Here is a 14591-nt window from a genome sequence, read left to right as displayed (position 1 = left end):
GGTGATACACCGACGGCGGGTGCTTCAGCCGGTTCAGGCGTGCCCACATCGGGTTTCGCGTCAACGCGGGCGCTGCGGCGGTGGCAGGTGGAGGAGTTGGCGGAGGCCATCGCGGCGGTGGCGGGGCGGTCGCTGCCGGGGACGATGGATGTCGATACCGACTTCTTCGATGCGGGTGGGACATCCATCGCGGCCGTCGAGTTGCTGGGGGTGCTGGATCGGGAGCTCGATATTCGGCCGGATCTGGATACCGTGTTCTTCGATGCGCGGCCTCGGCGGCTGGCCCATCGGTGGCTCGCCGACAATCCGGAAGCTGTTGCACCGCAGGCCGATCTGGCGCAGACGCTGGGCAGCGCCGTGCGGGAGGCTGCCATGCCGGCGGGAACCGCAGAGAACGATCCGACCGGTTCGTGGTTCGCCACGACCGCTGAAGGTGACGAGTTCGATGCCGCTGAGCGGTCCGAACGACCGGCGCAGACCGGCGTGCCCGAACGGCTTCCGGCGAATGTTCGCCGGATCGGTGGCAACGCCGAAGCGTTCGTCGATACCGACGATCTCGCGCAGATGTTCGCGGATCTGGGTGGGGCGGATCGACTTCCGCTCGTCGGGCCGGTGGAGCGGGTCGCGCCACAGCGGATTCTGCTGACCGGGGCGACCGGGTTCCTGGGCAGCCATCTGCTACTGGATCTGTTGCGGCACAGTGCCGCTCATGTGTTCTGCCTGGTGCGCGCCGACACCGACGAGGACGCGTTGAAGCGCCTCGAGGAGGGGCTGCGGCGGTTCTCGCTGCCGTGGTCGCGGGAGGTGGCGCGGCGGGTCACGGCGGTGGCCGGGGATCTGCGGTCGCCGCGGCTCGGGCTGGACGGGCAGCGGTGGGAGGAGCTGGCCGCTGAGGTCGATTCGATCGTGAACGCCGGTGCGGCGGTGGACTTCCTGCGCGGGTATCCCTCGCTGCGGGCCACCAATGTACTCGGTCCGCTGACCCTGGCGGAGCTGGCGGCGACGGGGCGGCCGAAGCCGATTCACCACGTGTCGTCGCTGGCGGTGTTCAACGGGTCGCGGGCGAGCCTGCTCGCCGAGGACGAGCCGACCGCGAATGTCGCGGCGCTGCCGATCGGCTACGACCGGTCCAAGTGGGCGGCGGAGGCGATGCTGCGGCGGGCCGGGGAACACGGATTGACCGTCACGGTGTTGCGTGCGGGCGGGATCGGCGCGCATCCGGACACCGGGGCGCACAATGCGCGGGATCTCAACGCCGGAATCACGGCCGCGCTCATGCGATTCCGCACCGTGCCCGGCTTCCGATACCTCAACGCCGCCCCGGTGGACTGGGTGAGCCGGGTGGCCGCCGAGATCGTGTGCACGCCCGGCGCGTGGGGTCACACCTACCATCTGACCGGCGCGCCGACCTCCCTCGAACAGCTCGTCGCCGAGACCACCGTGGGCGGACTCGGTGTGCGCGTACAGCATTGGGAGCAGTGGTGCACCGACGTGGTGCGCACCATTCGTGAGGAGCCGGTACCGGAACTGGAGTCGCTGGCACAGGTCTTGCAGAGTCCGGTCGCGCGACGGCAGCTGGCGGCCATGGTGACCGCGCCGCCCGCCTCGTCCGCACGCACCGACGCCTTCGTGGCCGCGCAGGGGCTACCCGCTCCCGCGACCGGTCTCGCGGCTCGCGGCAAACTCTTGGAGGTGGTGGCGGGTGTCGGGACCCGCGCCGACGCCGAACCGTATCTGAGGTTCAACGAAACCCTTTCCGGCACAGTGGTTTCGGTCGACGACACTATCGAGGAGCCGGTGACGATCCCCTGCGATCTACGGCTCGCGCTGTCGGTCGCCGGTAGCGCCCAGGCGTTCGCCGCCCGCACCCTCGACGTGCGCGGCGAATTGCACTGCCCGGCACTGCACCCCGAACCTCTCACCGTCGAAGGCACCGCCATCGTCCGCCCGCACGACGGTCTGCCGCTGCGCCACGAGACGCGGCATCCGATCATGCATTACCGACTGGCACTGCGGGATCCGGACGGCGGCACCTGGTGGATGGAGGGCTACAAGTTCGCCGCCGCTCGCCGCCAGCTGGTCCGCCAGCTCGGCACCCAGGCCGTCGAGATCGGCCGCACCGGCGAACCCGCCGCCTATCGCGGTGCGGTGTCGGTGCCGATGCACACCTATCTGCCCGATCAAATCGACGGCATCCAGATCGATCCCACCCTGTCCGAACGCCAGCAGCGGCTGGCGAAACTGTTGTGGCTCAGCTGGTTCGGCGGGCAGCTCGGCAAGAGCTTGCTGGAACCGATGCTGCGGGTCGGCACCGACCTGCTCGATCTGCGCCGGGCCCTGCGGAAGGACAATCGCCGATGAGCGCGTCCGGAGAATTCTCCTTCGACACCGCCGACGGCGTGGACCTGCGGCTGCGCAGCGTCGGCCCCGACGACGGCCCGGCCGTGCTGCTGGTGCACGGGCACGGGGTGTCCTCGGAGATGTTCGCGCTGCCCGAGATCCGCAATGTCACCGAGGTGCTCGCCGATGCCGGATACCAGTCCTGGCTGCTGGATTGGCGCGGGAGCTGCCGGTTGCGGCACAACGAATCCGGTCGCCCCTACACCGTCGACGATGTCGCGCTCTACGATCTGCCCGCCGCGCTCGCGCAGGTCCGTGCCCGCATCGGGGACCGGCCGCTGTTCGTGGTGTCGCACTGCATCGGCGCGCTGGCGGTCGCGCAGAGCCTCACGGCCGGACTGCTGCCCGGCCTGGCGGGCGTGGTCGCGCAGGGTGTGTTCCTGACCCCGAAGGTGAGCACCTCGGCGCGCATGCGGGTGCTGCTGGGCAGCGAACTGATGGGTTCCCGTGTCGGATACCTGGATTCGGACTTCCGCAAGGTCGGGCTGTGGTCCAAGCGCACCCTGCTCTACGCCGCGCTGTCCCGCAAGGGCGACTGCCCCGACCCCACCTGCCGCATGGTGCAGCACGGCTGGGGCATGGGGGCCAAGCTGTTCGAACACGATCACCTCGACCCGCGCACCCACGACCGCATCGCCGACCTGTTCGGGGCGATCCCGCTGTCACTGCTGCCGCATCTGCGGCAGATGGAGCTCGCGCACGCCGTGGTCCGCTGGAACGTCGACGACGACCGCTATGCCGCGCTGCCGGACAACTCGGTGGACGCCGCCGACCGCATCGACTGCCCGGTGCTGCTGTTGGCGGGCAGCCGCAACGAGGCCTGGGTCGACTCCAATCGCCTGTGCCACCAGGTGCTTTCGACCCGGTATCCCGGAATCGACGTGCGCTACACCGAGATTCCCGGCTACGGGCATCTGGACACGTTCATCGGTCGCGGCGCGGCGCTGGACGTGTTCGGACACCTCGTCGATTTCCTCGACGAGGTGTCGACGGCGGCTCAGCTCGGGACGCGCAGCGGCAGTCCGGCGGAACGGTAGATGGCGTCGATGACGGACATGGTCTCGACGGCGTCGGAGGCCGGGGTGGCGACCGGCTCACCGCGCAGCACCGCCGCGGCGAAGGCCTCGAGTTGGTAGTCGTAGGAGGCGCGCCGCCCGAAGAAGCGCACCCGCCGGCCCTGCTCGGAGTGCACGTACATGGCGTGCGCCATTTGCGGCAGGATCGGGTTGATCAAACGCATGGTGCCGCGCTCACCGAAGATGGTGGCGCTCATGCGCAGGACGTCCGAGGACCACATCGAGGCGCGCACCTGACCGGTGTGCCCGGACGGGAAGCGCAGCTCGGCGGTCATGGCGCGGTCGACGCGCGGGTCGTGCAGCAGCGCCTTCGCCGACACCACCTCGGGGGTCTCCCCGCCGAAGGTGCGCGCCATGTGAATGGCGTAGCAGCCCGCGTCCATCAGCGCGCCACCGGCGAGATCGTAGTTGTAGCGGATGTCGGAGAACTTCGGCAGCGGGAAGCACAGCGCGGTCTCGACCCGCTTCAGCGTGCCCAGTTCGCCGGAGGCGATGATCTTCTCGGCATTGGCGGTCAGCGGATGGTAGCGGTAGTGGAAGGCCTCCATGACCACCTGATCGGAGGCGTCGGCCAGGGCGGCGATCTCGCGGGCCTCGTCGGCGTTGGCGGTGAAGGGCTTCTCGCACAGCACATGCTTGCCCGCGGCCAGCGCGGCACGCACCCAGCGGCCGTGCAGGCCGTTGGGCAGCGGGATGTAGACGGCGTCCAGCTCGGGATCGTCGATCAGCGCCTGGTAGCTGTCGAAGGTCCGGGCGATGGAGTGCTTGCGGGCGAACTCCTGGGCCCGGGCGCTGTCACGGGCCGCGACCGCCGCGACGACGACCTCCGGATTCCGCGTCGCCGGGCCGATCAGCGCGGTCGGGGCGATGGCGGCCGCACCCAGGATCCCGATGCGAATTTTGTCGGTCATCCGGCGACCCTAGCACCGCCGATACACCGGCGAATCCTACCGTGGCAGGACCTCCGAACCGGTCGGGTGATGCCGAATGTCTATGAATCCCAGTGATTTACGAACGGAAGTCGAGAGTATGCGCATCGCACTGCTGACCGCGGGCACCCGCGGCGATCACCAGCCGTATCTCGCGTTGGCCGACGAATTCCGGGCCCGCGGACACCAGGTCGAACTGACCGCCACCGAGAACTACGCCGACGTGGTGCGCCGCGCGGGCTTCGAACCGCATGTGATCCCGTTCAACTCCGCGGAACTGCTGGAATCACCGGCCGCCAAACGCGGTCTGGCCTCGGGCAATCCGCTGCCGTTCCTGCAGATCATGCTCGACACGGTCAAGATCATGACCGGGGAGCGCGGCGACCAGATGCACGAGGTGTTGGCCGGGGCGTGCGAGGGCGCGGACGTGATCATCTCCTGCGCCTCGACGCTGCCGTGGGCGATGGAGCGCCGCGAGAAGACCGGGCAGCGGGTGATCGGCGGGCTGCCTTATCCGCTCGAACGGACCGCGGACTTCCCGTCCTCGTTCACCGTGAAGACGATGCTGTCCTCGCGGCGGCTGCGGCTGTTGAGCTACACCGCCTTCGAACTCGCCTACGGGATCGCGTACCGCAAGATGGATCGGCGGGTCCGCGAGCTGATGGGTCTGCCCGGCGCGCCCCGCAATCCGTTCCGCCGCATCCGCGAGGACGAGATTCCGCTGGTGCACATGGTCAGTCCGGTACTGCTGCCCAAGCCCGCGGACTGGCCGGAGCGCTCGACCGTCGTCGGCGCGCCGATCATGCCGGAGGCGCAGCGCGGCGCCTGGGGTGAGGCCGAAGTCGATCCCGCGCTCGACGATTGGCTCGACGCGGGCGAGGCGCCCGTCTACTTCTGCCTCACCGGTATGCCGATCCTGGATCCTGTCGGCTCGCTCGATCTCATCGACGGCGTGTGCCGACGTCTCGGCGTGCGCGCGCTGGTGACCGTGAAGGGCGAGGGCTACCCGCTCGGCACCGGCCACGACGGGCGGATGCATGTACTGACCTCGTTCGACTACGACCGGGTGCTGTCACGCTGCCGCGCGGTGGTGCATCACGGCGGCAGCGGCAACACCCACGATGTGCTGCGCGCAGGACTGCCCGCCGTGGTGATCGGCGTGCACAGCGACCAGTTCTTCTACGGCTGGCGGATTTCCGCGCTCGGCATCGGGGCCGACTTCCCGTACCCCTCGCTCACCGCCGACCGGTTGCACGACGGGTTGGTCAAGGCGCTGAGTCCCGATGCCGCGCGCCGGGCTGCCGACCTCGGCCGGATCGTGTCGGCCGAGAACGGCGTCAAGGCCGCCGTCGACGCGGTGGAACTTCTCGCCGCGGCCCCGGTGTGACCATGACCGATTCCCTGCATATCGCACTGTTCACCGACTTTCACCCGGCCACCCTCGGCGGCGTGCAGACCGCCATGCGGGCGCTGTGCGACAGCCTGCGCGAGCGCGGGCACCGGGTGACCGTGTTCTGCCCGCCCGCAATGGATTCCACGGGTGCCGATCCTGACATCGTCGTGCTGTCGCCGACGCCGCTGAAGATGTCCAACGGTCTGCCCCTGGTATTGCCGACGCGTGCCAATCGCCGTCTGGTCGATGCCGCGTTCGCCGAGCGCGGCCCGATCCATCTGGTGCACGCGCTCACCACGTATGGGGGTGGCATCTCAGGGCTGCGTGCCGCGCGTCGTCACGGCATCCCGGTCGTGCAGTCGATGCAGAGTCGCGACGACACCATGATCGAGAAGTATTCGCCCGCACCGTTTCCCGCCGCCCTGACCATGCGGCTGCTGCACGGCTGGTTTGTGCCGCTGGGCCACCACCCGCGCTACGCGGGCGACAGCCGCACCGCTCGGTTGGCCTGGCGACCGCTCATCGCACAGGCTCAGGCCGCCGATCACTTGATCGTGCCGACACAGCATTTTGCGCAACGGCTCACCGAGCGCGGCGTGAGCCGCCCGATTCACGTGGTGTCCAACGGCATCGACGACGCACTGCTGGACAACCTGCGCACGACAGCCGATCCCGAACCGAGCTCCGATGGCCCGCTGCGCGCCCTGTGGTGCGGTCGGCTCTCCCCCGAGAAGCGCCCACTCGAAGCGATCGAGGTGCTGCATCGAACCCCGAACTGCACCCTGGACATCTACGGCAGCGGCCCGCTCACCGACCGGGTCCGCACCGCCGCAGGCGATCCCGCGCTCGACGGCCGCGTCCGCTATCACGGCGAAGTCGATCAATCGACCTGCCTGTCCGCCATGCGCGACCACGATGTCCTGCTGCTCACCTCCGATGCCGACACCCAGGGCATGGTCCTGCTGGAGGCCGTCGCGATGGGCCTGCCCGTCGTCTACTGCGATCCGGAACTCTCCGAAACCGTTCCTGCCGAGGGCGGCCTCCGCACCGAGAACCATTCGGTAGCGGCCTTCATCTCAGCCATGAATACCCTGTCCGACAACAGGTCCCAGCTCACCCCGATGCGCACCGCCCTGTCCGCCCACGCGGACGAACCCCGGCAATCCCGCCATATCAGCGCACTGCTGGCCGTCTACACCACCGCTCTCGCCCACTCCTCCACGCTCCATCCCACCCACTGACGGCTTCGTGATCGGTCACATGAAGGTGGAATCCTTGGTGAGACCGAGGGATTCGTCGCCGCCTGTGATGATGGGCTGGCAATTGCCGTAACCCACGCCGCCGCCCACCGGGTCGGTGATGCGGACAACCGTGTCACGGATCTGGTGCAGGCGGCGGGCGTTGGCGTAGGTGGAGCAGTCGTCGATGCGCTCGCCCTCCAGATACATTCCGGGGCCGCGGTATTCGCCGTGGTAGTGGCCTTCGAAGCCGTGGTAGAGGCCCGCGCCGAGGTGGAAGCCGGTGTCGGAGACGACCTCGATCTCCAAGGTTCGGGAGACGCCTTCGACATCCACCGCGTGGATGCGGCCGCCGAGCAGGCGGCGGTTGTCCGGATCGAAGCGCAGTTCGGGGGTGAGGTCACGCCATTTGACCTCGCGGCCGTCGGGGTATTGCAGGCCGCCCATCACCGTCTTGGAGGAGTAGCCGGTGACCTCGACGATCTGATAGTGCAGATGGATGCCGTACCGGCTGCCGTCGGGGCGCTCCAATAGCGCTGGGGCCCAAACCATCCGGAAAGACACTTCGGTCGGCAGTTCCATGGCCTGCACGTCGGGGCGTGGCTGACCCACGTCGTAGCGCACACCCCAGGAGTGATCGCGGGTGGAAACCCAGGTCTCGGGGGTGATTTCGGTGCGCTCGCCGTCGACCTCGACCCAGCCGGAGGCGACGCCGATCTGGTGGTAGCGCACCAGATCGGCGGACACCCGGTAGCCCGCGCGCATATGGGTGCGGTCCTCGAGATGTGCGGGCAGTTCGGCGGTGAACAGCCAGTCGAAGGCGATGGGCTGAATATCGTTGGGCTCCAGCACGAATCGGATCTGCTTCAGCGGTTCGATCACCTCGTAGCGAACCGGGCCGATGACGGTGCGGTCGGGTTCCGGTGAGAGTTCCCGGCCCGCACGCACCGTGAGCTGTTCGACGCCGCGTGAGACGCCCGCGTAGCCGTCCATCACATTGCGGTTCAGGTACTTGCCGAGCCCGAACCCCAATTGCAGGCTGCCGTCTCGCGCGGCCGCCATCGCGCACACCTTCTCGGTCCAGGACAGTTCGCTGCTGGCGACGGTCCCGAAGGTGTCGGCGATCTGATGGTGGAAGCCTTCATCAGCGGGCAGCAGCGGACCGATCGAATTGCTCATGCGTCGGGCTTACCGGCCCCGGGCGGGGCCGGTAAACACCCACTCCCGCTCACCGGGTGCCCGGCACCGCCACCGCCGCGTCCCCGACATACGCGTCCCACAGTCGCCGATACGGGCCCTCGACGCTGAGCAGGTCGGTGTGGGAACCGGATTGGCGCACCTGCCCGCCGCCGACCACCACGATGAGGTCGGCGTCCGCGGCCGTCGCCAGCCGGTGCGCCACCACGATGGTGGTGCGGCCGGCGGTGAGCAGGTCGATGGCGGCGCGGACCCGGGCGTCGGTCGCCAGGTCCAGGGAGGCGGTGGCCTCGTCGAGGATGAGGATGTCGGGATCCACCAGTTGGGCGCGCGCCAGGGCCAGCAGCTGACGCTGCCCCGCCGAGAGGCCCGCACCGTGGGCGCCGATGGGGTGCCGGTAGCCGTGATCCAGCATGGCGATCATGTCGTGTGCGCCGACCGCCCTTGCCGCCCATTCGATTTCGGCCGGAGTGGCCTGCGGCCGACCGTAGGCGATGGCGTCCTGCACGGTGTCGCCGAACAGGAACGGTTCCTGCGGGACGACGCCGAGACGTTTGCGGTAGTCCTCCAGGCGGTAGCGGCGCAGGTCGACACCGTCGACCAGCACCGTGCCCTCCGTCGAGTCGTACAGGCGGGCAAGGAGTTTCACCAGGGTGGACTTGCCCGCGCCGGTCTCGCCGACGACCGCCACTTTGCGGCCGGGTGCGATGCGCAGGTCGATGCCCGCCAGTACCGGGGTGGGCGCGCCGTCGTAGGTGAATCCCACTGCGCGGAACTCGATGTCGCCGTCGAGCCGCTCGATCGGGAGGGCGTCGTCGCGATCCGGGGTCCACGGCTCACGCAGCAGCGTGCCGAGCCGCTCGACGCCGACCACGGCCTGCTGATAGCTGTCGAACACCTGCGACAGCTGCTGAATGGGCGCGAACAGCAGATCGATATAGAGCAGGAACGCGATCAGCGTGCCCGCGGTGAGGGCGTGCTCGCGGACCTGGTGCACACCGACGGCCAGCACGGCCGCCGTCGCGATCACCGACATGATCTCCACGAACGGGAAGAAGATCGCCATCAGGGTCTGGCTGCGCAGGCGCGCGTTGCGGTAACCCCATGACCTGCGCTCGAATTCGCGTTGATTGACCGCCTCGCGCCGGTACGCCTGCGTCACCGCGATGGTGTCCACGTTCTCCTGCAGATACGCGTTGGCGGCGCTGACCTGCTCGCGGGCCTGGTTGTAGGCGGGCACCGACGCGCGGCGGAAGGCCACGGTCGCGGCCAGCAGGATCGGCAGCAGCGCGAGTACCACCAGCGCGAGCTCGGCATCGATCACCAGCAGCGCCACCACCACACCGGCGACGGTCAGGGTGCTGGTGAGCGCCACCGACAGGCCCGTTTGCAGGAAGGTCGACAGGCCGTCGACGTCGGTGATCATCCGGGTCATGATGCGCCCGCCCAGTTCTCGCTCGTAGAACTGCAGGCCGAGGCGTTGCAGATGCGCGAACACCTTCACCCGCAGGCCGTAGAGCAGCCGCTCCCCCGCCTGCCCGGTCACCCGCACCTGCGCCACCGAGATCACCCAGTCCACCGCCACCACCAGCAGCGCGGACCCGGCGGCCGCCAGCAGCACGCCGCGCGCACCGGCCAGCACACCGCGGTCGATGCCGTAGCGGACCAGGAACGGGGTCAGGATCTGGGCGACCGCGTCCAGGAAGACCAGGCCGAGTCCGGCCAGCAGCGGCAGCGCGAACGGCCGCAGCAGGCGCGACAGCGAGAACTCCCGATCGGGAGTGTGCGAAAAGCTCTGCGGGACAACCGGTTCACCGGAGACCGGCGGCAGTTTCGCCATCAGTGCGCTGATATCGCCGCTGGGTGGTGCGCTCGACATCATGCCGCCCGCCATCGCCCCCGGGGCTCCGGCGGCGCGCTGCGCGAACGCCTTCGCCATCTGCTCGAGGGTGCGGGACTCGTCGGCATCGGTGTCGGTGTACGCCCACAGCGCGGCGGTCGGCACCGTCGCGGCGGCGATGTTCTCGGGCACGGCCACCTCGGGTGGGGTGAACAGTGAGTGGAAAACCTCTCCGCCGGTGCGCAATTCGTCGAGGGTGCCGAGTTCGGCGACCCGCCCGTTGTCGAGCACGGCGACCCGATCGGCCAGGGCCAGGGTCGAGATGCGGTGCGCCACCACGAGTGTGGTGCGACGGCGGACCTCCGCGGAGATACGCGCGAAGATGCGCTCCTCCACCTGCGCGTCGATGGCCGAGGTGGCGTCGTCGAGCACCAGCACCGGCGCGTCGGTGATCAATGCCCGCGCCAGGGCCAACCGCTGACGCTGACCGCCCGAAAGCCGCTGCCCGCGTTCACCGATCATGGTGTCGAGGCCGTCGGGCAATGCGGCCACGAATTCGTCGGCCGCGGCCAGGTAGAGCGCGTGGCGCACCCGATCGTCATCGGCGTCCGGCCGCCCGTAGGCCACGTTGGCGCGCACGGTGTCCGCCATCAGCGCGGTGTCCTCGAACACCATCGCGATCCGCTCCCGCACATCGGGCAACTGCCGAATATCGTTGCCGTCCAGCAGGATCCGCCCGGCATCGGGATCGAAGAGCCGAGGCAGCAGCTGGGTGAGAATCGACTTCCCGGATCCGGCGGCACCGGCGATCGCCACCGTCTCCCCCGCCTCTATCCGCAGGTCGAGACCCTCCAGGACCAGCGGGTGCCCCTCGAATCCGAAACTCACGCCCTCGAATTCGAGCGCGGGCGGATCAGCGGAGACATCACCGACCCAGCTGCCACGCACCAGCGCGTCGGCCTCCGCAGCCGGTGCGTCGATGACCTCGCGGACCCGGTCCAGGGAGGCTTTGCCCTGCTGGCTGACGGTGAGCAGCATGGAGAACATGCGGATCGGCGTCACGAAGGAGCCGAGGTAGGTCATGAACGCCAGAAACGTTCCCAGAGTGATGGATTGGTGCAGGGCCAGCAGGCCGCCGACCACCAGCACCAGGGCCTGACCGGCGGCGGGGACCGCCTGTAGGGCCGGGGTGAAGCGGCTGGTGAGACGGGCGATGCGCAGGCGGGAGCGGTAGAGGTCGCGGGCGGTGTCGGCGAGGCGGTCGAGTTCGTAGGACTCCTGGCCGAAGCCCTTCACCACGCGGACGCCCGCCACCGCGCCCTCGACGCGCATGGCCACCTCGGCGGCGCGCGCCTGTGCGTCCCAGTTGGCCGGGAACAGCACCCGCTGACTGCGGACAGTGATCACCCACAGCGCCGGAACCACCAGCAGCGCGATCGCGCACAGCGGCAGCGACAGGAACGCCATCAGCACCAGCGAGGCCGCGACCAGCACCAGGTTGCCGGTCACCAGCGGAACCAGTTGCAGGAACATCTGAATCAGCGTGACATCGGTGATGGCGCGACTGACCACCTGACCGGTGTAGAGCCCCGACCGTTCCCTGCCGTCGAGGCGCAGCAGCGCCGCGAACACGTCGCCGCGCAGATCGTGCTGGATATCGAGGGACAGCCGCGACGAACCGATGCGGCGGACGTATCCGGCCGCGAAACGTCCCGCGCCCAGCGCGAGCAGCAGCACCACCCAGGGCGTGACCGACGCGGCGGTCGTGCCGAGCGTGTCGACCACGTGCCGCACCAGCAGCGGCAGCACCGCGGTCAGCAGCGCCGCGACCACCGAGCCGACCGCCGCCATGACGGCGGTGCGACGGTGTACGGCGCTGCGCCGCAACAGGTATCGGATCCAGCCGACCTCGGGTTCGGCGGTGGTGGAACAGTCGGGGCCGTGGCTCATTCGGCGACCACGAGCTCGTGCTCGCCGGTGAACTGGTTGATCGGACGATCCAGGCCGTAGTGACCACGCAGGGTGGTCTCGGTGTAGTCGGTGCGGAACAGGCCGCGCGCCTGAAGAATCGGCACCACCTCGTCGACGAAGCGCTCCAGACCCGAGGGCAGCACGGCGGGCATGATGTTGAAGCCGTCGGCCGCGCCGCGGGTGAACCACTCCTCGATGGTGTCGGCGACCTGCTCGGCGGTGCCCGCGAAGGTGCGGTGGCCGCGGCCGCCGCCCAGGCGGGCGATCAGCTCACGCAGCGTGAGGTGTTCGCGCCGGGCCAGATTCACGATCAGGGTGAAGCGGCTCTTGGCGCCCTGGATGTCGTCCTCGGTGGGCAGATCGTCGGGCAGTTCGCTGTCGAGATCGAGATCCTCGACCGGGATCCCCCACTGCCGGGCGAGCTGGTTGCGGGCGTACTCGGGCGAGATCAGCCGCTCGAGTTCGGCATCCAGTTCGCGGGCGTGCTCCTCGGTGTCACCGATCACCGGCACGATGCCGGGCAGGATCTTGATGGTCTCGGGGTCACGGCCCAGTGCGACGGCACGGCGCTTGAGGTCGGCGTAGAACTCCAGGCCGTCCTCGAGGGTCTGCTGCGCGGTGAACACGGCCTCGGCGTAGCGGGCGGCGAAATCCTTGCCGTCCTCCGAGGATCCGGCCTGCACCAGCACCGGGTAGCCCTGCGGCGGACGCGGCAGGTTCAGCGGTCCCGCGACGGAGAAGAAGCGGCCTTCGTGGTGGATGGGGCGCACCCGGTCCGGGTCGGTGTGGATGCCGGATTCCTTGTCCGCCAGCACCGCGTCGTCGTCCCAGCTGTCCCAGAGCTTGGTGGCGACCTCGACGAATTCAGTGGCGCGCTCGTAGCGCAGCTTGTGGGCGGGCACGTCGTGCAGGCCGAAATTGCGGGCCGCGTCCGCGCCCGCGGTGGTGACGATGTTCCAGCCCACCCGGCCGCCGGACACCCAGTCGACCGAGGCGAAACGCCGGGCCAGGTTGAACGGTTCGTTGTAGCTGGTGGAGGCGGTGGCGATGAGCCCGATGCGGGAGGTCTGCACCGCGATGGCGGTCAGCAGCACGGTCGGCTCCAGCTTGCCCGCGGGACGACGGCCGGTGTCGCTGAACAGGACCGGGCTGTCGGCGAAGAAGATCGAGTCCAGCTTGCCGCGCTCGGCGAGCTGCGCCAGCCGCACGTAGTGCTCGATGTCGGTGTTGGCGTGCGGATCCGATTCCGGCAGCCGCCACGAGGCCTCGTGATGGCCGGTCGACATGAGAAACGCGTTGAGGTGCAACTGTTTCGGCGAGTCAGGCATGAGTGTCCTCCCAGACGGCGGCGGGCACGAAACCCGATGCCACCGACTGTCGCCGAACGCGCTACGAGCGGGCTACATTCGTTCGACTTAAAATAACTCGGAATCGAATGCGGGCGCCGCGGCGGCCGCGATCACGGCGAGCGGGTCGGTGAACAACTGTTGCAGGACCACCGCTCCGGCGGCGGTCTGTAGCACCCGGCCGGTGAACGAGGACCCGGTGACGATCTCCTCGGGCCGTTCGCACGCCGAGAATCGGCGCACCACATCCAGATACGCGGCGCGCACACCCGGCACCCGGATCAGCGCGGGGTCGACGATCACCACGGTGTCGGGATCCAGCAGGTCGATCACCACCGCCACCACACGGCCGAGCACCTCGGCGCGGCGAGTGAACAGCGTGCGCGCATCCTCCGAATGCTCCGCCGCCACAAAGAGATCCGCGATCGAGGCGACCGGCAGCCCGGCGCGGCGGGCCCGCGCCACCAGTGCGTGATCGGCGCAGTCGGCCAGATCCTGTTCCGCGCCGTCCCCGGCGACCAGCCGGGTGATGGATCCGGCAGCCGACCGTGGACCGTAGTGCACGCGGCCGTGCACCGCGAACGCCACGTCGATCACATTGCCCGCGAACAACACCACCGTCGCCGAGGCGTCGCGGCCGTGCCCGAAGAGCTGCTCGGCGTGGACCAGGGCGCGAGTGTGACTGTCCAGCACCACCTCCAGACCCACCCGCTCCGAGAGGTACTGCCGCACCGCCACATTGCGCCAGCGCAGGGTGGCATGGTCGAGGACCGCACCGGACCCGGCATCCACCCAGCCACCGATGGCGACCCCGACGCCGATCACCCGCTCGGTCAATTCGCCGCGCAGCCGCCGCACTTCGGCGGCCGCCGCGTCCAGGATCGCCTCGGGTTCGACGCCCGCATGCGGTATTCGATGCGAAAGCCGCACCGCCCCGGTCACATCCAGCACCGCAACGGTGGTGTGCCCGGCGGCGATGTGCACGCCGATCACCGCATTGCCCGCGCGATCCAGTACCAGCGGCGAATGCGGCCGCCCCATGCCCGCGGGGCTCGCGGTCTCCGGCAGCTCGATCAGCAGTCCGGCCGCGACCAGCGCGCGGACCTGGGCGGTCACCGTCGCCGGCGACAGCCCCGCACGCCGCGCGATCGCGGTCCGCGTCGCCGTCCCCTCCGCCAACACCGCTCGCAATACCGCCCCT

9 protein-coding genes are annotated in these 14591 nt (G+C 69.4%); 4 read left to right on the top strand and 5 right to left on the bottom strand.

All coding sequences use genetic code 11. The features are described from left to right. Window positions 1–39 precede the first annotated feature (39 nt). Window positions 40–2361 carry a thioester reductase domain-containing protein gene (locus tag OG300_RS06550; RefSeq protein WP_405493165.1) on the top strand — a complete coding sequence of 774 codons (2322 nt, stop codon included), beginning with the start codon at window positions 40–42 and terminating at the stop codon, window positions 2359–2361. Next, complete coding sequence (locus OG300_RS06545; protein ID WP_405493162.1) at window positions 2358–3437, top strand: alpha/beta hydrolase; 1080 nt, start codon at window positions 2358–2360, stop codon at window positions 3435–3437. Before OG300_RS06550 ends, OG300_RS06545 begins: the two co-directional genes overlap by 4 nt. Here OG300_RS06545 and OG300_RS06540 read toward each other — a convergent pair. Further along, window positions 3398–4387, bottom strand: coding sequence for a Gfo/Idh/MocA family protein (locus tag OG300_RS06540; RefSeq protein ID WP_405493160.1), 990 nt, complete (start codon window positions 4385–4387; stop codon window positions 3398–3400). The two genes, OG300_RS06545 and OG300_RS06540, sit on opposite strands and share 40 nt — an antisense overlap. A gap of 118 nt (window positions 4388–4505) precedes the next feature. On the opposite strand from OG300_RS06540, the gene OG300_RS06535 reads away from it, so the two are divergent. Both OG300_RS06535 and OG300_RS06530 read left to right on the top strand, forming a co-directional pair. Further along, window positions 4506–5792 carry a glycosyltransferase gene (locus tag OG300_RS06535; protein ID WP_405493158.1) on the top strand — a complete coding sequence of 429 codons (1287 nt, stop codon included), beginning with the start codon at window positions 4506–4508 and terminating at the stop codon, window positions 5790–5792. A 2-nt stretch (window positions 5793–5794) separates the two neighbouring features. Next, entirely contained in the window at window positions 5795–7039 is a 1245-nt protein-coding gene (locus tag OG300_RS06530; RefSeq protein ID WP_405493156.1) for a glycosyltransferase, read from the top strand. 15 nt (window positions 7040–7054) lie between these two features. Here the strand turns inward: OG300_RS06530 and OG300_RS06525 are convergent, their stop codons facing one another. The 4 genes from OG300_RS06525 to OG300_RS06510 form a co-directional block, all read right to left on the bottom strand. Continuing rightward, the gene (locus OG300_RS06525) at window positions 7055–8215 is read right to left on the bottom strand and encodes a hypothetical protein (RefSeq protein ID WP_405493154.1); all 1161 of its coding nucleotides are present in this window, start codon (window positions 8213–8215) and stop codon (window positions 7055–7057) included. Window positions 8216–8264: 49 nt separating this feature from the next. Beyond that, entirely contained in the window at window positions 8265–12023 is a 3759-nt protein-coding gene (locus tag OG300_RS06520; RefSeq protein ID WP_405493152.1) for an ABC transporter ATP-binding protein, read from the bottom strand. After that, the gene (locus tag OG300_RS06515) at window positions 12020–13372 is read right to left on the bottom strand and encodes an LLM class flavin-dependent oxidoreductase (RefSeq protein ID WP_405493150.1); all 1353 of its coding nucleotides are present in this window, start codon (window positions 13370–13372) and stop codon (window positions 12020–12022) included. The genes OG300_RS06520 and OG300_RS06515 overlap by 4 nt, the downstream gene beginning before the upstream one ends. An 87-nt stretch (window positions 13373–13459) precedes the next feature. Next, the gene (locus OG300_RS06510; protein WP_405493148.1) at window positions 13460–14581 is read right to left on the bottom strand and encodes an ROK family protein; all 1122 of its coding nucleotides are present in this window, start codon (window positions 14579–14581) and stop codon (window positions 13460–13462) included. Window positions 14582–14591: the final 10 nt, after the last annotated feature.

The sequence above is a fragment of the Nocardia sp. NBC_00511 genome (genome assembly GCF_045161165.1).
Classification (GTDB): Bacteria; Actinomycetota; Actinomycetes; order Mycobacteriales; family Mycobacteriaceae; genus Nocardia.
The sequence above is the reverse complement of the archived record's forward strand: the minus strand, read 5'-3'. Positions and strand labels throughout refer to the sequence as shown.